Here is an 18,624-nt window from a genome sequence, read left to right as displayed (position 1 = left end):
CCTACAAGGGCGGCCAGGCCATGACCCGCTACGAAGCGGCGGCCCTGCTGAACGCCTGCCTCGACCGGATCACCGAGGTGACCGATGAGCTCAAGCGACTGATGGCCGAGTTCGAGAAGGAACTCGCCGTGCTGCGCGGCCGCGTGGATGGCCTCGAGGCCAAAGTGGGCGAGCTGGAGGCCACCCAGTTCTCCACCACCACCAAGCTCCAGGGTCAGGCCACCTTCGTGCTCGGTGCCGTCAACGGCAGCGGCAACAGCACCAGCACGGCCTTCGGCACGGCGCGTGGAACCAAGGCGGCGACGAACTACAACGCCCAGAACGGCGCCACCACGTTCAGCTACGACCTGCGCCTCAACTTCCTCACCAGCTTCACCGGTAAGGATCTGCTCTACACCCGTCTGCGCTCAGGCAACTTCAACAACGCCTTCAACGGTACCGGCGTCAACCTGACCGCTCTGGACGTCGCCAGCAACGGCTTCGGTGATCCCTCTTCCAACGTTGTCGGCATCGACCGCCTCTACTACAAGTTCCCTGTTGGGAAGAGTTTCACCGTCTTTGTCGGCCCCAAGGCCCGGAACACCGAGATGCTGGCGGTCACCCCGTCGGTGTACGGCAAGGGTGACAAGATCCTTGATGTCTTCCAGCTCTTCGGAGCTCCTGGGGTCTACAACAAGGCCACCGGCGCTGCTGCCGCCATCAACTGGAAGCAGAGTGTGCCCAAGGGCAGCGGCGCGTTCAGTGCCGGTGTCAGCTATGTGGCCCAGCAGGGTGATTCGGGTACGGCCTTTGCTGGCAACCCGTTCAGTTGCTCTTCTTCTGAAGGTGGCATCGGCACCGATTGCGCCCGGGGCAACATCACGGCCCAGCTGAACTACACCACCCCCCAGTGGAACATCTCGGCGGCCTACCGCTACGGCCAGCAGGCCACCAGCTTCCGCCGCGGCACCAACTTCGCTGCTTCGAACAGCTGGTTCCTGGCCAACGGTGATTCCAACAACGTGGCGGTGAACGCCTACTGGCAGCCCAAGAAGGGCGGCATCATTCCTTCCATCAGCCTCGGCTGGGGCCTCAACAGCCTCTCCGGCAACGAGACCCGCTCCAACGGGGTCGACTTCGCCACCCCCTACGTGAGCGAGTCCCAGAGCTGGTTCGTGGGCCTCCAGTGGATGGATCTGTTCGCCAAGGGCAATGCTGCCGGCATGGCGGTGGGCCAGCCGGTGTTCGCCACCCAGTTGAAGTCGGGCACCACCAAGGGCCTCAACACCACCCCCGACGATGGCAACTACGTCTGGGAATGGTGGTACAAGTTCCAGGTGTCCGACAACATTTCGATCACCCCGGCGATCTTCTACCTGAGTCGTCCTCTGGGTCAGCTCACCGGTGGCGACAGCAACTTCAGTGTCTTCGGCGGCCTCGTTCAGACCACCTTCAAGTTCTGAGTCCTGTCCCCTGCCTTCCTCCCCTCACACACACACGGCCCCCCTCTCAAGGGGGGCCTTTTTCGTGGTGGGGGCCCCCGCCGGCCGGGGTCGATCGGCGATGCTGGAAGCCGATGGCGCCCGCAGCGCATGGCCAGGACGAGCGCCGACCACTACACCACCCTCGGAGTCTCCCCAGGGGCCACCACGGCCGAGATCAAGGCCGCCTATCGCAGCCTCGTCAAACGCCACCACCCCGATGCGGGAGGTGATCAGAGCACGATCCTGGCCCTCAACGCCGCCTGGGAAGTGCTCGGTGACGGCGAACGCCGCCGCCATTACGACCACATCGCCGGTGCGGGGGCGGCGTCCCGGCCCGCGGCGGGCCGTGCCCCAGCCCCTCGCCATCGGGGTGCCGGTGCCGCCAGCGACCAGGAGCTGCTCGGCTGGCTGCAGCAGGTGTACGCCCCCATCGACCGGCTGCTCGGCCAGGTGATCAATCCCTTCCCGGCCCAGCTGCGGGCCCTGGCGGCCGATCCCTATGACGACGGACTGATGGAGGCGTTCTGCGCTTTCCTGGGCCAGAGCATGGCCCGGATGGAGAAGGTGGAAGTCCTGTACCGATCACGGGTCTGCCCAGCGGCGGCCAGGGGATTCGGCCTCAGCCTCTACCACTGCCTGAGCCTGGTCAAGGACGCCCTGGTGGAGCTGGAGCGCTACACGATGGGCTATGTCGACAGCTATCTCCACGACGGCAAGGAGATGCTGCGGGAGGCCAAGCGTCGCCGCAGTCTGCTGAAGGAGGAGCGAAGAAGGCTGGAGCTCTAGCGAAGGAGGCTGTGGCCTAGGTGTCGGGCATTGCCTCAAGCTGGTCGAGCCGCAGCCACACGTCCGGTACGGGCCGGCACCAGTGCAGCTGGGCATGCTCCCCCTGGATGGCGAGGATCTCTCCCGGCCCTTCGAACAGATAGCCCGGGGCGACCGGATCGCTGGCGCTGGCCTCCAGGCTGCTGGTGTAGGCGGCTTTGTTCACCCTCACCAGGGCCCCCTTCTTCAGGCTCGGGGCCGCGGCAGCGGCAGGAGCGGATTCAGCCATCGTGAACAGAAACGGTCGGCTCAGGTTAGGGCGGCCAGAACCTAACCTCGGCACTGGCAGCGGATGGAACGTTGGGCATGCGATTGCTTCTTCTCGGATGCACGGGTTTTGTGGGTCGCGAGCTGGTGCCGTTCCTGCTCAACCTCGGCCACGAGCTCGCCGTGGTCAGCCGCCGGCCCCGGCCGGCCTCTCCAGCGGCCGATCCCAGGATCACCAACCTCCGATTCGATCTGGCCGACCCGGCCAGCTGGCAACAGCCCGCGCTGCTGGACGCTCTGGCGGCGGCCGACGGGGTGGTCAACCTGGTCGGGGAGCCGATCGCCGACCAGCGCTGGACCCCGGCCTACCGCCAGCGCCTGCTCGACAGCCGCCTGGTCACCACCGGGCAGCTGGTGGGGGCGATGGCGGCCCTGGCCGATCCCCCCAAGGTGCTGGTGAGCGGCTCGGCGGTGGGCTACTACGGCACCAGCCTGGAGGCCTGCTTCAGCGAGGCCAGCCCCCCCGGCGACGATTTCCTGGCCAGGCTCTGCGCCCGCTGGGAGGCCGCAGCCCAGGCGGCCCCCGAGGCCTGCCGCGTGGTGGTGCTGCGGCTGGGCATCGTGCTCGGACCCGACGGCGGAGCCCTCGGCAAGATGCTGCCTGTGTTCCGGGCGGGATTCGGCGGCCCGGTGGGGTCCGGTCAGCAGTGGATGAGCTGGATCCAGCGCCATGATCTCTGCCGGCTGATCGCCGCCGCCCTGGAGGACCCGGCCTATGCGGGCCCCTACAACGCGGTGGCTCCTGAGCCCACCCGCATGGGGATCTTCGCCTCCACCCTCGGCCGGGTGCTGGGGCGGCCGAGCCTGCTGCCCGTGCCGGGCCCCCTGCTGCAGCTGCTGCTCGGCGATGGTGCCAAGGTGGTGCTCGAGGGCCAGCAGGTGAAGCCCGAGCGCCTGCTGGAGCAGGGGTTCCACTTCCAGTTCGCCGATCTCAGCTCTGCCCTCGCCGCTGCCACCAGCCCAGCCCCCCGCTGAGCAGGGCCGCCGCCATCAGCAGGCCGATGGCCGGGGTGAACAGGGGTTGCCACAGCCGCTGGAAGAGTTCCAGGGGTGCGTCCAGCTGCTGGCCATGCAGCACCACCGCCACGGCGAAGAACAGCGCCCCTGCCAGCACCAGGAACACGTCGGCAACCAGCACGACATCGATGATGCGGCGCAGACGGGTGCCGGGGCCGGTGGCGGGATTGCTCATGCCATGAAACCTAAACTCGACCGTGCTTGGTGTCCCATGTGCCCCTTTCCCCTGTTCCCAGGATCCTGCTGATCAGCAACGGCCATGGGGAGGATCTCAATGGGGGGTTGATCGCCGATGGCCTGCGCCAGTCCCTGCCCGATGTGGATCTTGCGGCGCTGCCGATCGTCGGCGCCGGCACGGCCTACCGGCGCCGGGCCATTCCCCTGCTGTACGAGGGCCGCAGCCTGCCCTCCGGCGGCATGGTCTACCAGGGTCTGAACCTCTGGAAGGACCTGGCGGCCGGCTGGCTGCCCCAGACCCTGGCCCAGCTCCGGGCAACCTGGCGGAAGGGGCGCCACTTCGATCTGGTCGTGAGCGTCGGCGACCATGTGCCGCTGGTCTTCGCCCTGCTCACCGGACGGCCCGTGGTGGTGTTCCTGGTCTCCACCTCCAGCTACTACGAGGGCCGGCTGCGGCTGTCTGCTCTCACCCGCTGGTGCTGCCGGCGACGCCGGGTGCGGGCGGTGCTCACCCGCGATGCCTTCTCCGCCACCGACCTCCAGGCCCAGGGTCTGGCCAAGGCCCTGTTCCGTGGCTATCCGATCATGGACCTGCCGCCTCCTGATCCCCGGCAGGTGGCCCGCCGGGACGACACCCGCACCCTGGCCCTGTTGCCCGGCAGCCGCTTCCCCGAAGCCCTGCACAACCTGGTGCTGATGCTGGGGCTCTGCAACCGTCTGGGCGGCCGCACCGGCGATGGTCGCTGGCGGTTCCTGGTGGCCGTGGTGGAAAGCCCTCACTGGCAGGAGCTGGGGCCCCTGGCCGCAGGCACCGGCTGGCATCCGGCCGCGGGGGGAGTGCTTCATTCCGACGACGGCACCCTGGAGGTGCAGTTGCTGCCAGGTGCCCTGCCCGCGATTCTGGCGGCCAGTGACCTGGTGGTGGGCATGGCCGGCACGGCGGTGGAGCAGGCGGTGGGCTTCGGTCTGCCGGTGGTGCAGCTGGTGGGACGGGGCCCTCAGTTCAGCTATGCCTTCGCCGAATCCCAGAACCGGCTGCTGGGCCCGACCGTCCATACGGTGGGGCGACGTCCGGCCGCCGCCGCTGAGCTGGAGGAGGCCGCCGATCTCATCCTGCGGCTGCTGGCCGACCCCGGCCTGCCCGCACGCTGCGCCGAGGCCGCCCTCAAACGGGTGGGGGCACCTGGGGGCTCCCGTCGGATCGCCGAAACGGTGCTCGAGAGCCTGGCCCAGACCAGGCCAGAGCTCAGCTGAGCCAGGCCTTCACCTTTTCCAGGGCCTGCCAGCCCGGCCGCCTTTGCAGGCCGTCGGCGATCGAGCCCTGCAGTTCATCGGCCAGCTCCGGGGCCATCAGCGTCACCCGTTTGACCATCTCGATGTGTTCCCGAACGCCCTTGGCACCGGTTTCCAGCATCGCCACGCTCAGGTTGATGCGGGCCTGGGGGTCCTGGGGGTTGAGCTTCACCGCCATGCGGGCCGACGGCAGGGCGGCCTGGGGCTGGTCGAGGAGCAACTGCAGCCAGGCCAGGCAGATCCACCCAGCCGACTGGCGCGGCTCCTGGGCGGTGATGGCCAGGAACTCGTCGATCAGCTCTTCCGGCGCGGCCCCCTGCTGGTAGCGGGCGATGGCCTGATCGAACCGGGACTCCTGCTGGGCCGTCATGGCGGCTGGGGGTGGGTGGGGACCGTCAGACTCCCACGCCGCCCGTCAGGGAGAGCATGGGGCGGACGCTGCTCAGACGGCGAAGGAGCTGCCGCAACCGCAGGTCTGGGAGGCGTTGGGGTTGGTGAAGTTGAAGCCGCCACCGATCAGGGCGGAGGAGAAATCCAGCTGCATGCCGTAGATGTACAGCAAGCTCTTGGGATCGCACACCACCCGGAAGCTGGGAGCGCCGTCCGGCTCGTAGGTGTAGGTCTCGTCGTCGGCAAGGATCTGATCGCCGTCGATGAAGTCCATGGTGTAGCTCATGCCGCTGCAACCGCCGGAGCGCACCCCCACCCGCAGCAGTTTGTCGCCGCCCTGGGAGGCCATCAGGGCGCCCAGCTGCCGCATGGCCGGTTCGCTGATCAGGACCCCCTTGCCGTCAACCCCGGTGTGGGTGACCGGTGCACCCGGGGTGTCACCGGGGGCGGGGCTGGTGGCGGGGAAAGTGGGGCTGGGGGCTGGGCTGCTCATCGCACGGGAGGGGTCGGAGGGGAAAATTCGGGCCGCCGGACGACGCGGTGAGACTCCACTCTATGGAGATCCCTCCCCCATGGGTCGGCTCCGGTCCATAGAGTCAGGTCCTTCACGGGATTTCAAGGGTGCGGGTCGCCATCGTGGGTGCGGGTCTGGCCGGTCTCAGCGCGGCCGTCGATCTGGTCGACGGCGGCCACACGGTGGATCTCTACGAAGCCCGCCCCTTCATGGGCGGCAAGGTCGGCAGCTGGGAGGATCCGGACGGCAACCACATCGAGATGGGGCTGCACGTGTTCTTCTTCAACTACGCCAATCTCTTCGCCCTGATGCGCAAGGTCGGCGCCATCGACAACCTCCTCCCCAAGGAGCACCGCCATCTGTTCGTCAACCGGGGTGGCGATCTGCGGGCCCTGGATTTCCGCTTTCCGGTGGGGGCGCCGTTCAACGGTCTCAAGGCCTTCTTCACCACCCCCCAGCTCGACTGGATCGACAAGCTGCGCAATGCCCTGGCCCTCGGCACCAGCCCGATCGTGCAGGGTCTGGTCGACTACGAAGGGGCGATGAAGGTGATCCGCGCCCTTGATGCGATCAGCTTCCAGCAGTGGTTCCTCGGCCATGGGGGCAGCCGCCGCAGCATCGAGCGGATGTGGAACCCGATCGCCTATGCCCTGGGCTTCATCGACTGCGAGGCCATCTCGGCCCGATGCATGCTCACCATCTTCATGATGTTCGCCTCGAAGACGGAGGCCTCCAAGCTCAACCTGCTCAAGGGATCCCCCCACCGCTGGCTCACCGGGCCCATCCTGGAGTACATCCAGGCCAGGGGCGGCCGGCTGCATCTGCGCCATCGGGTGAGCGAGATCCGCCATGAGGAACGCGATGGCGAGACCGTGGTCACCTCTCTGGTGCTGGGCACCCCGGAAGGGGAGAAGCGGTTGGAGGCCGATGTCTACCTGGCCGCCTGCGATGTCCCCGGGGTCCAGCGGCTGCTGCCCCAGGCCTGGCGGCGCTTCCCCCAGTTCGCCGCCATCGACCGGCTCGAGGCCGTCCCCGTGGCCACAGTGCAGCTGCGTTACGACGGCTGGGTGACGGAGCTGGGCGAGGGCGCCGAACCCCATGCCCGCCGTGCCGACCTGGCCCATCCGGCCGGACTCGACAATCTGCTCTACACGGCCGATGCCGACTTCAGCTGCTTCGCCGATCTGGCCCTGGCCAGCCCCGCCGACTACCGGCGTGAGGGGCTCGGCTCCCTGCTCCAGTGTGTGCTCACCCCCGGCGACCCCTGGATTCCGAAGAAGACCGAGGAGATCGTTGCCCACACCGACCGCCAGGTGCGCGAGCTGTTCCCCTCCGCCGCCGGCCTGCGGCTGGTCTGGAGCAACGTGGTGAAGCTGGCCCAGTCCCTGTATCGCGAGGCCCCCGGGATGGAGCCGTTCCGACCTGAGCAGCGCACCCCGGTGGCCAACTTCTTCCTGGCCGGCAGCTACACCCGCCAGGACTACATCGATTCGATGGAGGGGGCCACCATGAGCGGTCGGCTGGCGGCCGCCGCCATCCTCGATCGCCCCGTGGCCCTGGCCACCTGCGCGGCGGTGGCCTAGGAGGGGAACGATGGGCAAATGGCTCGAGCACAGTGTCACCAGCGAGATCCGGTCCCCGGTGGACAGGGTCTGGGAGGTGTGGAGCGATCTGGAGGCCATGCCCCGCTGGATGCGCTGGATCGAGTCGGTCGTCACCCTCGACGATCCCGACCTCACCGACTGGACCCTGGCGGCCCAGGGCTTCCGCTTTCACTGGAAGGCCCGCATCACCGAGCGAGTCGATTCCCAGCGGCTGCACTGGGAGTCGGTGGGTGGTCTTCCCACCAAGGGAGCCGTGCGTTTCTATCCCCTGGGTCCCGATCTCACTGCCGTGAAGCTCACGGTGAGCTACGAGCTTCCCGGAGCGCTTGCGCCCCTGATGGAACCCAGCATCATGGGTGGCATCGTCACCAAAGAACTGCAGGCCAACCTTGACCGATTTCGCGACCTGGTGGAAAAGGGGTAACGGGCGGTTCGGTCTTGGGGCCCTGCCTGTGCTGCTGGTCCTGACCGGCTGTGGTTCCCCTCCCACGGCCGAGGCCCCACCTCCGCCGGCTCCGGCGCCGGTCAGGGCGGTTGGGACAGCCCAGGCCTCTCCTGCCGTGCCAGCCGGGCTCACCCCCCTGCCCTCGTCCCAGCAGGTCGTGGCCGCCTTTGCGGTGGGTCGCAAGGATCCCTTCGGCTCGCTGGCCTCGGTGGCCAGGGCCCCTGGGCCGCGGCCTGCGGCGACCACACCCCCGGCCTTCCTCAACGAGTTCCGCGTCACCGGCGTGATCCACAGCGGTGGCCGGAGCGAAGCGGTGGTGACCTACGGCACCCTCAGCGGCAGCCTGCGTCAGGGCGACCGTGGCGGCCGCAGCACCGATCTGCTGCCCACCGGCTGGAGCGTGGCCTCGGTGGACGTCTCGAAGGGTCAGCTGATTCTGCAGAGTGGCGGCCGCAAGGTCACGGTCGATCTCTGAGCGGTCCATCGCGGAGCGCCCGGACGCAGGCGGCGACCAGTCCCTCGAGGTCGTGGGGATCGGCTTCGCCATCCACCCGACCGAGGCGCTCCCGGCAACGGCGGCTGGTCTGGGGGCCGATCGAGATCACCCGCACGCCAGCCAGGTGCTCCATCCAGGCCTCACCGAAGCTCGCCGCCAGCAACCGGCAGGTGTGGTCCACCGTCTTGCCGCTGCTGAAGGTGATGGCATCGATGCTGCGCCGCTCGAGGGCCAGCAGTGCCGGGCTGGGCAGGGCGGACGGACAGCGGCTCTCATAGGCGGCCACCTCCACCACCCGGGCGCCCGCTTCCGAGAAGGCTTCCGCCAGGAGCGTGCGCCCGCCGCTCTGCACCCGCGGCAGCAGCAGCCTCTGGCCCCAGGCCGATACCGGGAAGTGCTCGATCAGGCTGTCAGCCACGAAGGCCGGCGGCACGAAGTCCGCTGGCGCCCCCAGGGTCTCCAGACGCTGGGCGGTCTTGCGTCCCACCGCTGCCAGACGCAGGCCCCCGGGCCGACGGGCCAGGCTGCCGCCCTGCCGGGCCAGCCGCTGGTCCACGGCCTCCACGCCGTTGGCGCTGGAGAAGATGATCCAGTGGAACTGGTCCAGTTCCGCCAGGGCGTCATCGAGCGGACCCCACAGATCCGGTGGTCCGATCACCAGGGCGGGCAGGTCAATGACGCCGGCACCGGCCCGCTCGAACAGGCGGCGGGCTTCCCCCAGCTGGGTTTCGGCCCGGGTGACGACCACCGTGCGGCCGGCCAGCTCAGCTCCAGGGGAGTGGGGGAACTCCATCACGTCCATCACCACGCCTCCAGCCGCACCAGCGCACCGGCCCGCAGGGCCAGGTCGCGGGCCTGCTGCGGCTGCCCCTGATCCTCCAGCAGGCTGATCGCCCGGCGGAAGCCGGCACGGGCCCCGGGGATGTCCCCCCCGAGCAGCAGGGCGGCCGCCAGGTTGCGCTGGGTATCGGCATGCTCCGGCGCCAGGTCGAGGGCCTGGCGATAGGCCGCGATCGCTGCCGCCAGCCGGCCCCGCTGGCGTTCGATCAGGCCCAGGTTGTACCAACCCAGGGACAGCTCCGGGCAGAGCCGGGTCACGGCTCCGGTGAGGATGGCCGCCTCCTCCAGCGCTCCCTGGCGTAGCAGCAGCGCGGCCAGGTTGAGCCGTGCCCCCACGGTGAGCCGTGCGTCCAGGGGCAGGGCCAGGGCCTGGCGGTAGAGGTCGGCGGCGGCGGCTGGATCCTCCTGGCCCCGGGCGATGGCGAGGTGGAGCAGCAGCTCGAAGCGTTCGGGATGGGCCGTCGCATCGACCTGGGTCAGTCCCTGCTCCAGCAGGACGATGCCCCGCTCCCGATTGCCCTGGCTGACCTCCAGGGCCCCCAGCTTGGCGCAGGCGTAGGGATCGCCGGGCCGCTCCACCAGCTCCGCCTCCATGGCCCGGCGCAGACGTCCGGCCTTGTCGCCGGCGGCCAGCAGCCCGGGGCGGTAGCCCTCGTGCCCCAGGGCCGGCGTGTCGCAGGTCACCACCTGCCAGTGGGGCTCTCGGGCCAGCAGCGCCGCCACGCTGTCGTCCACCAGGGCGTGGTAGCGGCGGTTCCAGCGGATGGCGGGATGGCGGCGGAACAGGCGGCTGACGCTGGAGAAGGGGGACTGGGCCGCCCCCACCTCCTGACGCAGCAGGTTGACCAGCAGCACCCGGGGCTGCGCCATCAGCTCCCGCAGGGCTGGCTGCGCCTCCGGTCGCAGCCATTCGTCCCCGTCCAGCACCAGCACCCAGTCGCCCTTCACCAGGTCGAGGGCGTGGTTGCGGGCCGGGGCGAAATCCCCCGGCCAGTCCAGGTGGTGCACGCTGGCGCCGCAGGCGGCGGCGATCGCCGCCGTGGCGTCCTCGGAGCCGGTGTCCACCACCACCATCTCATCGACGAAGCCGGTCACCGAGCGCAGGCAGCGCTCCAGCCGCTCCGCCTCGTTGCGCACGATCATCGACAGGCTCAGCATCGGACGCAGCGGGGCGGACGCTCGTGCCGTGAGGCTAGGTGCCCGCGGCAGCCGCTCCGTCGCGGATGGTTCAGTCGGTGAAGTCGGTGGTGGCTTCACTCCCGGCGCCCTGAGGGCCATGGCCGGCGGCAGCGAAGCCCAGACGGCCCAGCACTTCGCTCTGGGCCAGGGGCATCTGCCCCGGCGACCAGGCCGCCGGCACGGTGGGCTCCAGCTGGGGCCGCAGGGCTTCCCAGGCGTAGGGGCTGCCGTAGACGGCCAGGCCCGCCAGCCGACCGGCGGTCTGGAGCTGCCGGATCACCGCCGGCCAGGGGTCCGGACCATCGGCCCGGCCCCGGAACGGATTCCCCCGCACGAACAGCTGCAGCAGCACCGCTCCTTCCCCCAGCCGCTCGAGGGCCAGGGGCGCGTCCCGGTCCCCGCTCCAGGGGGAGGGCCCCTGGCCGTCGATCAGGCAGAGCCGCAGTCCCGCCGCCGCCGGCAGCGTCAGGGCCGGGGCGGTGGCCGGCAGGAAGGGGCACCCCAGGCCGTTGTCGAGGCGGATCAGGTTCACACCGGGGCCGCCCCGCACCGGCATCGGGCCCTGAAGCTCCAGGCTGCGTTGCACCAGTTCCAGTGCCAGGCCCCGGTCGGCGGGGGAGGGTCCGTTGCTCAGGGCGCCGAGGGGGGAGGCGTCGTCCATGGCGGCGAGCTGCCGGCCTCCCTGGACCGCATCGTTGCGCTCCAGGGCCCGTCGCCGCCGTTCCAGGCTGGCCTCCAGCCGCTCCAGGGGCAGCCGCCCGCTGCGCACGGCCGCGACGATGGCGTCGATCGCCCCCTCAGCGTCGCCGGGCATCAGCAGCAGATCCGCCCCCGCCTCCAGGGCCAGCAGCGCCGCTTCCGAGGCGCCGTAACGGCCGGCGATGGCTTCCATCACCAGGGCGTCGGTGACGATCAGCCCGTCGAAGCGGAGCTCCTCGCGCAGCAGGCCCGTGAGCACCGCCGGCGACAGGGTGGCCGGATGGGCGCTGTCGAGGGCGGGCAGCAGCAGGTGCGCGGTCATGACCGCGGCGACGCCGGCGGCGATGGCGTCCCGGAAGGGCGGCAGTTCCAGGGCATCGAGACGGGCGCGGTCGTGGGGGAGCAGGGGCAGCTCCAGATGGGAGTCGCTGGCGGTGTCACCGTGGCCGGGGAAGTGCTTGGCACAGCCCAGCACCCCTTCGGCCTGGACGCCGCGGCAGAAGGCGGCGGCCAGCGCCCCCGCCGTGGCCGGATCCTCCCCCCAGGCCCGCACGTTGATCACCGGGTTGGCCGGGTTGTTGTTGACGTCGCAGACGGGGGCGAGCACCCAGTTGAGACCGAGCTCGCGCGCCTCCCGGCCCGTGCAGGCCCCGTAGCGGCGGGCCAGATCGAGGGCCGCGGCCGGCGCATCGGCGTGGATCCGGGCCAGGGCCAGGGGCGGCACCAGCCAGCTGGCCCCCTCGAACCGCTGGCCGACGCCTTCCTCCACGTCGGCGCAGAGCAGCAGGGGCTGGGGGGCCCAGGCCGTCAGCTGGCGGGTGCGCAGGCGCAGTTCGGCGGCACTGCCCCCCAGCAGGATGACGCCTCCCACCCCCCGGGCCAGCAGGCGCTGCAGGCTGCCGTTGTCCAGTTCCCAGCGGGGGTAGCGGCGCTGGCCATCCGCCGGATGGCCGCTGGCCCGCACCACCAGCAGGGTGGCCACGGCGCGATCAAGGGCCTGAAGCTGGGCTGGGCTGGAGGGATCGAGACCGGGCACCGAAGCCATGGGGCGGATCAGTCCTCCCCGTCGCTGCCGAGCCCCGTACCGCTCGCCGGATCCTCACCGGCCCCATCCCCCACGGCTTCTTCTGCGTCCTCTCCCCCCCGCTGGCGCCGGTCCGTCTCCAGGCGCTGCAGCAGCCCCAGCACCGTGTTGCCCCTCTCCAGCCCCCGGTCGAGCACGAACACCACCTCGGGGGTGCGGCGCATCTTGAGCCGGCGGCCCAGCTCCCCCTTGACGTAGACCGCGGCCGCCTTCAGGCCCGCCATCGCCACCTCCCGGTCCTCGTCGCTGCCGAAAATGCTCACGAAGATTTTGCAGTGCTGCAGATCCCCCGCCACCTCAACGCTGGTGACGCTGACCATGCCGTGCTGGACCCGCTCATCCTTGATGCCGCTCGTCAGCAGCTCGCTCATTTCACGGCGGATCAGGGCAGCCACCCGCTCCACCCGTCGGCCCTGTGCCATGACTTACGACAGCGGTGCTGGTTGCACCATGGCACGCAGCACCAGGGTGAGGCTGACCAGACCGCTGACCAGCGCACCCACCAGGGCCACCGCCGTGACGGGATTGCTGCGCCGCCGGGCCAGCGGCTCGACCACCGAGTTGAACACCCCCAGGCTGAAGGCGATCAGATAGCGCGGATAGCGCGTCACGTTGACAAAAAACTCCTTCATGGCCGCAGCGGCGTTCCTGGACGGTTGCTGGCTACTCTGCCGCCCAGGGTCATGCCCTGCCGCGCCGGAGGGCCCATGGAGCTGCATCAGTTCAGACATTCCGCCTTTTGCGAGAAGGTGCGACTGCTGCTGGCCCGCAAGGGCCTCGAAGCCACCATCCTTGAGGTGACACCGGGCCTGGGCCAGCTGGAGCTGTTCCGCCTCTCCGGCCAGCGGCAGGTGCCGGTGCTGGTGGACGGCGGTGAGGTGATCGCCGATTCCACCGCCATCGCCCTGCACCTGGAGGCCGCCCATCCCGAGCCGCCGCTGCTGCCGGCCGATCCGATCGCCCGGGCCCGGGTGCTGCTGCTGGAGGACTGGGCTGACACCGCCCTGGCCCGGGGGGCCCGGCTGGCCCTGCTCCAGGCGGCCGCCGCCGACCCGGTGCTGCGCACCGCCCTGCTGCCCGAGGCCACCCCGGCCCCCCTGCGCGATCTGGTGGGGGCCCTGCCCGGCGGCCTGATGGCGCCAGCCACCGAAGCGATGCGCGACCTGCTCGGACCCTGCGACGTGCGCCAGCTGCACCGCAGCCTCGAGCAGCTCGCTCTGCTGGTGGTCGAACGGCCCTACCTGGAGGGGGACGGTCTCAGCCTGGCCGACCTCGCCGTGGCGGCCCAGCTGTACCTGCTGAAGTTCCCCGCCTGTGCCGGAGCCCAGCTGGCCGGCCGCGGGGTCGAAGGCATCGCCGACAACCCTGTGCTGGAGCCGCTGTTCGCCTGGCGGGATCGGCTGATGGTGGAAGTGGGGCGCGGCTGAGGTCCCGACGGCCGGCAGCCCGTCGCCCGCCAGGATGGAGACCCACCGTGATCCCCACCTTGTCCGATCCCCTGCTGCGGGAGCTCGACCACTACGTGGTGCTGGAACCCGGAAGCGACGAACGCATCCTCAGCGCCGCCGAGACCTGCCGGTGGCTTCAGGATCACCTGGACACCCTGGGCGAACCGCCTGGCGATCTGGCCGGTCTGGCCGACGCCGAAGCCCGGGCTCTCCGCCTGCTCGACACCGCCTGTGAACTGGAGCTGGCGCCGGGATTCACGATCCAGTGGTTCGCCGTGCGGCTGGAACCTCCGGGCTCGCTCAGTTGATCGTGGTCACACGCTGTCCATCGCTGTCCTGGAGCGTGGTCGCGGCTGCCGGGACCTGCGGGCGTGGTTTCAGCACCGAGGGCAGGGCCTCCAGCACCTGTCGGGCCACTGCGGCGGGGTCCCCTCCCCGCTGCTGCACCGTGAGGTCGGCCTGGGCGTAGAGAGGCCGTCGTTCGGCCAGCAGGGCCGCCAGCCTGGTGCCGGGATCGGCGGCCTCCAGCAGGGGGCGGGGGGAGGGATCGGCGGCCAGGCGCCGCAGGAGCTCCTCCTCGGGGGCGTCCAGCCAGACCACCACCCCCTGGCGCATGTGTCCCCAGTTCGCCGGCCGGGTCACCACCCCGCCCCCGGTGGCCACCACCACGGAGTGCCAGCCGGCGATGCCATCCAGCACGGCGGTCTCCAGCGACCGGAAGGCCGCTTCGCCCTCGCTGGCGAAGATCGTGGCGATGGGCTGCCCCGCGGCCGCCTCCAGGGCGGTGTCGGCGTCGATGAAGCGATACCCGAGGGCTTCGGCCAGAGGGCGTCCCACGGCACTTTTTCCGGCCCCCATCATCCCCACCAGGTAGATGTTCAGACCCTCGAGGCGACGGGCCAGGACCCGGTGGGAGGGCGGTCCGGCCGGAGCGCCGGAGCTGGCCCTGAATGGGGCGGTGTCATCAGGGGCCATCGGTGGCGGTCGGCGGCGGTCCGGATCCCGTTTCTAGGATGGGACTCCCCTGGGCATCGGCGATGACCGCAACCCGGTTGACCGCCCCCCCCGCGGCACCTTCCACCACCAGTACGGCCCACGGCCGGGGCCGGCCCTGCGTGATCACCCGCCGGGCCACGTTCTGTGCCAGCCACCTCTACCGGCTCCCGGAGCTGGATGAGGCGGAGAACGCCCGCCACTTCGGACGTTGCAGCCTTCCCCCCGGCCACGGTCACAACTATGAGCTGACGGTGGCCATGGGTGGGCCCCTGGACGGCGACGGCATGGTGCTGAACCTCTCTGACGTCAAGCACGCCATCCGCCGGGAGGTGACCGAACCGCTCGACTTCCGTTTCCTCAACGAGGTCTGGCCCGAGTTCGACCTCTCCCGGCCCGAGGGGCGTCTGCCCACCACCGAGGCCCTGCTGCTGGCCATCCGCGACCGCCTGGCCCCCCATCTGCCCCTGGTGGCCCTGCGGCTCCACGAACAAACCAATCTCTGGGCCGACGTGCTCGCCGGTCCCACCATCGATCCCATGGAAGCTTTCCTCTCGATCCGCACCCACTTCGCCGCCGCCCACCGCCTGGCCCGGCCCGAGCTCAGCCAGAGCGAGAACGAGGCCATCTACGGCAAGTGCGCCCGACCCCACGGCCACGGCCACAACTACCTGCTGGATGTCACCGTGCGGGGCTCCATCGACCCGCGCACCGGCATGGTCTGCGACCTGGCCGAACTGCAGAGCCTGGTGAATCAGCTGGTGGTGGAACCCTTCGACCACACCTTCCTCAACAAGGACGTGGAACATTTCGCCGCCTGCGTTCCCACCGCCGAGAACATCGCCCTGCACATCGCCGATCTGCTCAGCGCCCCCATCGCCGCCAGCGGCGCCCGGCTGCACAAGGTGCGCCTGCAGGAAAGCCCCAACAACGCCGCTGAGGTGTTTGCCGAAGTGCCCCAGCTGGAGATGCTGCCGGCGGCTCTCGACACCCTCGCGGCCGTTTGATCGCCACCGCCGGCACGGTGTCCCCCGGCTCTGAGCCGGCTCCCCCGGGGTTCCCCCAGCTGCGTCTGGTGCTGGCCGTGAGCCTCGACGGCCGCCTGGCCCCGGCGGAGGGAGGGCGCTTCCAGATGGGTGGTGCCGGTGACCGACGGGTGCTGGAGGAGGCCATGGCCTGGGCCGATGCGGCTCTGGTAGGGGCCGAGACCCTGCGCGGCGACGGCAGCACCTGCCTGATTCATGGGCCGGATCTGCTGGAGCAACGCCGCCAGGCGGGGCGTTCTCCCCAGCCCATTGCCATCGCGGTGAGCCGCAGCGGCCGGCTGCCTGCCGATCTGCCCTTCTTCGACCAGCCCCTGGAGCGCTGGTTGCTGCAGGCTTCTCCGGTTTCCCCCGGGGCGGCGCCTGCGGGCTTCCACCGCCGCCTGCCCCTGGAGAGCTGGCACGAAGCCCTGGCTGTTCTGGGGGCGCTGGGCCAGCGACGGCTGGTGGTGCTGGGTGGGGCACGGCTGGCCGAGGCCCTGGCAGCAGAGGACCTGCTCGATGAGCTGCAGCTCACCCTCTGCCCCCGGCTGCTCGGGGGCGTCCACAGCTGGCTGCCCCCCCAGGCCCGGGTGGCCCCGGCGGCCCGGCAGGGCTGGCGCCTGGTGGAGCACCGGGTGTTGCCCGGCGAGGAGCTGCTGCTGCGCTGGCGGCGCGGCCCCGATCAGGGCGTGAGTTCCTGAAGGCCGCGGCTGCCGAACCGTTTGCCCAGCTCCCGCAACGGCATGTCCTTCAGGCTATCGGTGGGCAGACCGAACATCCGCGCCAGGCAGCGCTTCACCACCACTTCGCTGTCGTCGCCGAAGCGGCCGCTGATCAGCTCGGTGAGCACCCCCAGGCTGCGGCCGCTGTTGTCGGTTTCCTCGATCAGGCACTTGCTGGTGGGCACCGCCAGCTTGCGGCAGGGATCCTGCAGGCTCTTCTCCAGTTCCTCCCGGCCGGCGGAGGCCGTCTCCACGCAGACCCGGGTCAACTGGTTCTCCAGCTGGGGACGCATCAGCATCAGCACCGGCCGCAGCAGCCCGGCCCGCGCGGGCGGTGGGGCCCCCAGCGCCGCCGCGGCCGTCAGCAGCATGAGGATCCGCAGGGGCTTCGCCATGGCGGGGGAAGGACGCTCGGTCGCAGGGAGTCAACCGTTAGTTTTGCGCCTGCCCCGTCCCCCTGCGTCGCCACCGGCCATGGCCGAGCTGCAAGCCCGCTGGCACCAGGCGACGAAGGAGGTGCCGGAAGACCAGTGGCAGGCCCTGGTGGGGGCGCCCTCCGATGGCTCCGGCGTGGGGGGAACGGTGCCCTTCTACGGCTGGCGCTGGCTCCACCACCTGGAGGCCAGCGGCAGCATCGTGCCCCGCCAGGGATGGCAGCCCTGCCACCTGGGCCTGTGGCGCCAGGACCGGCTGGTGGCCCTGGCGCCGCTCTACCTCAAGGGCCATAGCTACGGGGAGTTCGTCTTCGACCAGTCCTTCGCCCAGCTCGCCGGCCAGCTGGGCCTGCGCTACTACCCCAAGCTCGTCGGCATGAGCCCGGTGAGCCCGGTGCAGGGCTACCGCTTCCATGTGGCTCCCGGGGAGGATGCGGAGTCCATCACCGTGCGGATGCTGACGGAGATCGATGAATTCTGCCGACGGCAACGGATCCTGAGCTGCAATTTTCTCTATGTGGATCCGGCCTGGCAGCCCCTGGCGGAGGCGGCTGGCTGCGCACTCTGGATCAACCAGCAGAGCGAATGGCGCAACCCGGGCCATGGCGATTTCGAGGCCTATCTGGCCAGCTTCAATGCCAACCAGCGGCGCAACATCCGCCGGGAGCGCCGTTCGGTGGCCGACGCCGGTCTGACGGTCACCCCCCTGGCCGGGGAGGCGATCCCACCGCGGCTCCTGGAGCGGATGCATGGCTTCTACGAGCAGCACTGCAGCCGCTGGGGCCCCTGGGGCAGCAAATACCTCACCGAGGCCTTCTTCCGGGCGGCCGCCACCGACCTGCGCCAGCATCTGGTCCTGTTCAGCGCCCATCGGGGCGACCCGCTGCAGCCCCTGGCCATGTCCCTGTGCGTCCATGACGCCTCCGGACTCTGGGGCCGCTACTGGGGCAGCGACATCGACCTCGACAACCTTCACTTCGAGGTCTGCTACTACGCCCCGATCGCCTGGGCGATCGAACGGGGCCTGGAGAGCTTTGATCCCGGCGCCGGCGGCAGCCACAAACGGCGCCGGGGCTTCGTGGCCCAGCCCCGCGCCAGCCTGCACCGCTGGTACGACCCCCGCTTCGACGCCATCCTGCGGGACTGGCTGCCGGGCGCCAACCGGGAGATGCACAGGGAGATCGCGGCGATGAATGCCGAACTCCCCTTCACCGCTGCCTACGATCCTCCCCATGCACCCCGACCCGAACCCGCGCCTGAGCCTGGATGAGGCGCTGTCCCAGCGCTTCATCGCCCTTGACCCTGCGGGCTACTTCCTGATCACGGTGGATGCCGCGGCCGGTGAGCTGATCGCCGAGCACTTCTCCAACGACATCGATGCACGGGGTCTGGCCACCGACCCCGACAGCGGCGAAGTGCTCAGTTGCCGGGGTGGCGATCCGCGGGCTCCCAGGGCGGTCTACCGGGGCCGCAGTGCCAAGGAGCTCGGCATCGCCCTCACCGAGGGGGACGGCACCCATCCCCTGTCACGCCTTGACCACGCCCTCTACCTGGGCAGGGAACTCCAGAAGGCGGAGCTCTGCCTGGTGCTGGGGCTGGCCTACGTGCAGGACTAGGAGGCTGCTGAAATAGCCGCCGCTCCAAGACCCTCCAGAGCAGAGTGGGTTCTGCTGTGAGCCTTGTGGCTTTCCCGCCGGGAGTCTTGCTCG

24 protein-coding genes are annotated in these 18,624 nt (G+C 70.3%); 13 read left to right on the top strand and 11 right to left on the bottom strand.

The window, feature by feature from the left end; genetic code table 11:
• The coding region (locus tag KUG41_RS14490; RefSeq protein WP_216904923.1) for an iron uptake porin at window positions 1-1,442 on the top strand (1,442 nt) is incomplete at its 5' end.
• Window positions 1,443-1,571: 129 nt separating this feature from the next.
• The gene (locus KUG41_RS14485) at window positions 1,572-2,249 is read left to right on the top strand and encodes a J domain-containing protein (protein WP_216904922.1); all 678 of its coding nucleotides are present in this window, start codon (window positions 1,572-1,574) and stop codon (window positions 2,247-2,249) included.
• A gap of 16 nt (window positions 2,250-2,265) precedes the next feature.
• Here KUG41_RS14485 and ndhO read toward each other — a convergent pair whose 3' ends face one another.
• Window positions 2,266-2,517: an NAD(P)H-quinone oxidoreductase subunit O gene (ndhO, locus tag KUG41_RS14480; RefSeq protein ID WP_216904921.1), complete on the bottom strand. Its 252-nt coding sequence runs from the start codon at window positions 2,515-2,517 to the stop codon at window positions 2,266-2,268.
• A gap of 77 nt (window positions 2,518-2,594) precedes the next feature.
• On the opposite strand from ndhO, the gene KUG41_RS14475 reads away from it, so the two are divergent.
• Complete coding sequence (locus KUG41_RS14475; protein WP_216904920.1) at window positions 2,595-3,530, top strand: TIGR01777 family oxidoreductase; 936 nt, start codon at window positions 2,595-2,597, stop codon at window positions 3,528-3,530.
• Here the strand turns inward: KUG41_RS14475 and KUG41_RS14470 are convergent.
• A complete protein-coding gene (locus KUG41_RS14470) occupies window positions 3,487-3,747 on the bottom strand; it encodes a hypothetical protein (RefSeq protein ID WP_216904919.1) in 261 nt (86 codons plus the stop codon). The two genes, KUG41_RS14475 and KUG41_RS14470, sit on opposite strands and share 44 nt — an antisense overlap.
• 38 nt (window positions 3,748-3,785) lie before the next feature.
• Here KUG41_RS14470 and KUG41_RS14465 point away from each other — a divergent pair, with 38 nt between their 5' ends.
• The gene (locus tag KUG41_RS14465; protein WP_216904918.1) at window positions 3,786-5,003 is read left to right on the top strand and encodes a lipid-A-disaccharide synthase-related protein; all 1,218 of its coding nucleotides are present in this window, start codon (window positions 3,786-3,788) and stop codon (window positions 5,001-5,003) included.
• Here the strand turns inward: KUG41_RS14465 and KUG41_RS14460 are convergent.
• Window positions 4,996-5,412 carry a hypothetical protein gene (locus KUG41_RS14460; protein ID WP_216904917.1) on the bottom strand — a complete coding sequence of 139 codons (417 nt, stop codon included), beginning with the start codon at window positions 5,410-5,412 and terminating at the stop codon, window positions 4,996-4,998. The genes KUG41_RS14465 and KUG41_RS14460 overlap by 8 nt on opposite strands.
• Window positions 5,413-5,484: 72 nt before the next feature.
• Window positions 5,485-5,925 (bottom strand): iron-sulfur cluster assembly accessory protein, encoded by a 441-nt coding sequence (locus tag KUG41_RS14455; RefSeq protein ID WP_216904916.1) that lies wholly within the window; start codon window positions 5,923-5,925, stop codon window positions 5,485-5,487.
• Window positions 5,926-6,053: 128 nt separating this feature from the next.
• On the opposite strand from KUG41_RS14455, the gene zds reads away from it, so the two are divergent.
• The 3 genes from zds (at window position 6,054) to KUG41_RS14440 (ending at window position 8,470) form a co-directional block, all read left to right on the top strand.
• Window positions 6,054-7,529 carry a 9,9'-di-cis-zeta-carotene desaturase gene (gene zds / locus KUG41_RS14450; protein ID WP_216904915.1) on the top strand — a complete coding sequence of 492 codons (1,476 nt, stop codon included), beginning with the start codon at window positions 6,054-6,056 and terminating at the stop codon, window positions 7,527-7,529.
• A 10-nt stretch (window positions 7,530-7,539) separates the two neighbouring features.
• On the top strand, window positions 7,540-7,974 hold the full coding sequence (locus KUG41_RS14445; RefSeq protein ID WP_216904914.1) for an SRPBCC family protein: 435 nt from the start codon (window positions 7,540-7,542) through the stop codon (window positions 7,972-7,974).
• Window positions 7,975-8,110: 136 nt separating this feature from the next.
• The gene (locus KUG41_RS14440; protein WP_216904913.1) at window positions 8,111-8,470 is read left to right on the top strand and encodes a hypothetical protein; all 360 of its coding nucleotides are present in this window, start codon (window positions 8,111-8,113) and stop codon (window positions 8,468-8,470) included.
• Here the strand turns inward: KUG41_RS14440 and KUG41_RS14435 are convergent.
• From KUG41_RS14435 to KUG41_RS14415, 5 genes are all read right to left on the bottom strand, one after another.
• On the bottom strand, window positions 8,454-9,284 hold the full coding sequence (locus KUG41_RS14435) for a uroporphyrinogen-III synthase (RefSeq protein ID WP_216904912.1): 831 nt from the start codon (window positions 9,282-9,284) through the stop codon (window positions 8,454-8,456). The genes KUG41_RS14440 and KUG41_RS14435 overlap by 17 nt on opposite strands.
• Window positions 9,285-9,292: 8 nt before the next feature.
• On the bottom strand, window positions 9,293-10,489 hold the full coding sequence (locus KUG41_RS14430) for a glycosyltransferase (RefSeq protein WP_216904911.1): 1,197 nt from the start codon (window positions 10,487-10,489) through the stop codon (window positions 9,293-9,295).
• Window positions 10,490-10,559: 70 nt separating this feature from the next.
• Window positions 10,560-12,254 (bottom strand): glycoside hydrolase family 3 N-terminal domain-containing protein, encoded by a 1,695-nt coding sequence (locus KUG41_RS14425; RefSeq protein WP_216904910.1) that lies wholly within the window; start codon window positions 12,252-12,254, stop codon window positions 10,560-10,562.
• Between the two features lie 8 nt (window positions 12,255-12,262).
• Complete coding sequence (gene rbfA / locus KUG41_RS14420; RefSeq protein WP_216904909.1) at window positions 12,263-12,715, bottom strand: 30S ribosome-binding factor RbfA; 453 nt, start codon at window positions 12,713-12,715, stop codon at window positions 12,263-12,265.
• A 3-nt stretch (window positions 12,716-12,718) separates the two neighbouring features.
• Window positions 12,719-12,925, bottom strand: coding sequence for a DUF751 family protein (locus KUG41_RS14415; protein ID WP_216904908.1), 207 nt, complete (start codon window positions 12,923-12,925; stop codon window positions 12,719-12,721).
• Window positions 12,926-13,000: 75 nt separating this feature from the next.
• Here KUG41_RS14415 and KUG41_RS14410 point away from each other — a divergent pair, with 75 nt between their 5' ends.
• On the top strand, window positions 13,001-13,720 hold the full coding sequence (locus KUG41_RS14410; protein ID WP_216904907.1) for a glutathione S-transferase family protein: 720 nt from the start codon (window positions 13,001-13,003) through the stop codon (window positions 13,718-13,720).
• 59 nt (window positions 13,721-13,779) lie between these two features.
• Window positions 13,780-14,049, top strand: a complete 270-nt coding sequence (locus KUG41_RS14405; RefSeq protein ID WP_216904906.1) for a chlororespiratory reduction protein 7 — start codon at window positions 13,780-13,782, stop codon at window positions 14,047-14,049.
• On the opposite strand, the gene KUG41_RS14400 is transcribed toward KUG41_RS14405, so the two are convergent.
• Window positions 14,042-14,716, bottom strand: coding sequence for a shikimate kinase (locus tag KUG41_RS14400; protein WP_216904905.1), 675 nt, complete (start codon window positions 14,714-14,716; stop codon window positions 14,042-14,044). The genes KUG41_RS14405 and KUG41_RS14400 overlap by 8 nt on opposite strands.
• Window positions 14,717-14,778: 62 nt before the next feature.
• Here KUG41_RS14400 and KUG41_RS14395 point away from each other — a divergent pair, with 62 nt between their 5' ends.
• A complete protein-coding gene (locus KUG41_RS14395; protein ID WP_216904904.1) occupies window positions 14,779-15,741 on the top strand; it encodes a 6-carboxytetrahydropterin synthase in 963 nt (320 codons plus the stop codon).
• Complete coding sequence (locus tag KUG41_RS14390; RefSeq protein ID WP_371734164.1) at window positions 15,741-16,460, top strand: RibD family protein; 720 nt, start codon at window positions 15,741-15,743, stop codon at window positions 16,458-16,460. The genes KUG41_RS14395 and KUG41_RS14390 overlap by 1 nt, the downstream gene beginning before the upstream one ends.
• Here KUG41_RS14390 and KUG41_RS14385 read toward each other — a convergent pair.
• A complete protein-coding gene (locus KUG41_RS14385; RefSeq protein ID WP_216904903.1) occupies window positions 16,442-16,876 on the bottom strand; it encodes a hypothetical protein in 435 nt (144 codons plus the stop codon). The genes KUG41_RS14390 and KUG41_RS14385 overlap by 19 nt on opposite strands.
• A 79-nt stretch (window positions 16,877-16,955) precedes the next feature.
• Between KUG41_RS14385 and KUG41_RS14380 the strand changes: the two genes are divergently transcribed.
• Both KUG41_RS14380 and KUG41_RS14375 read left to right on the top strand, forming a co-directional pair.
• Complete coding sequence (locus KUG41_RS14380) at window positions 16,956-18,185, top strand: GNAT family N-acetyltransferase (protein ID WP_216904902.1); 1,230 nt, start codon at window positions 16,956-16,958, stop codon at window positions 18,183-18,185.
• Entirely contained in the window at window positions 18,148-18,531 is a 384-nt protein-coding gene (locus KUG41_RS14375) for a DUF4346 domain-containing protein (RefSeq protein ID WP_216904901.1), read from the top strand. Before KUG41_RS14380 ends, KUG41_RS14375 begins: the two co-directional genes overlap by 38 nt.
• The last annotated feature ends 93 nt before the right edge of the window (window positions 18,532-18,624 follow it).

Origin of the sequence: Synechococcus sp. CCY 9618, from assembly GCF_019038415.1 — a bacterium.
GTDB lineage: Bacteria > Cyanobacteriota > Cyanobacteriia > PCC-6307 > Cyanobiaceae > Cyanobium.
Note: the sequence above shows the minus strand (reverse complement) of the source record. Positions and strands in the feature narration are given on the sequence as shown.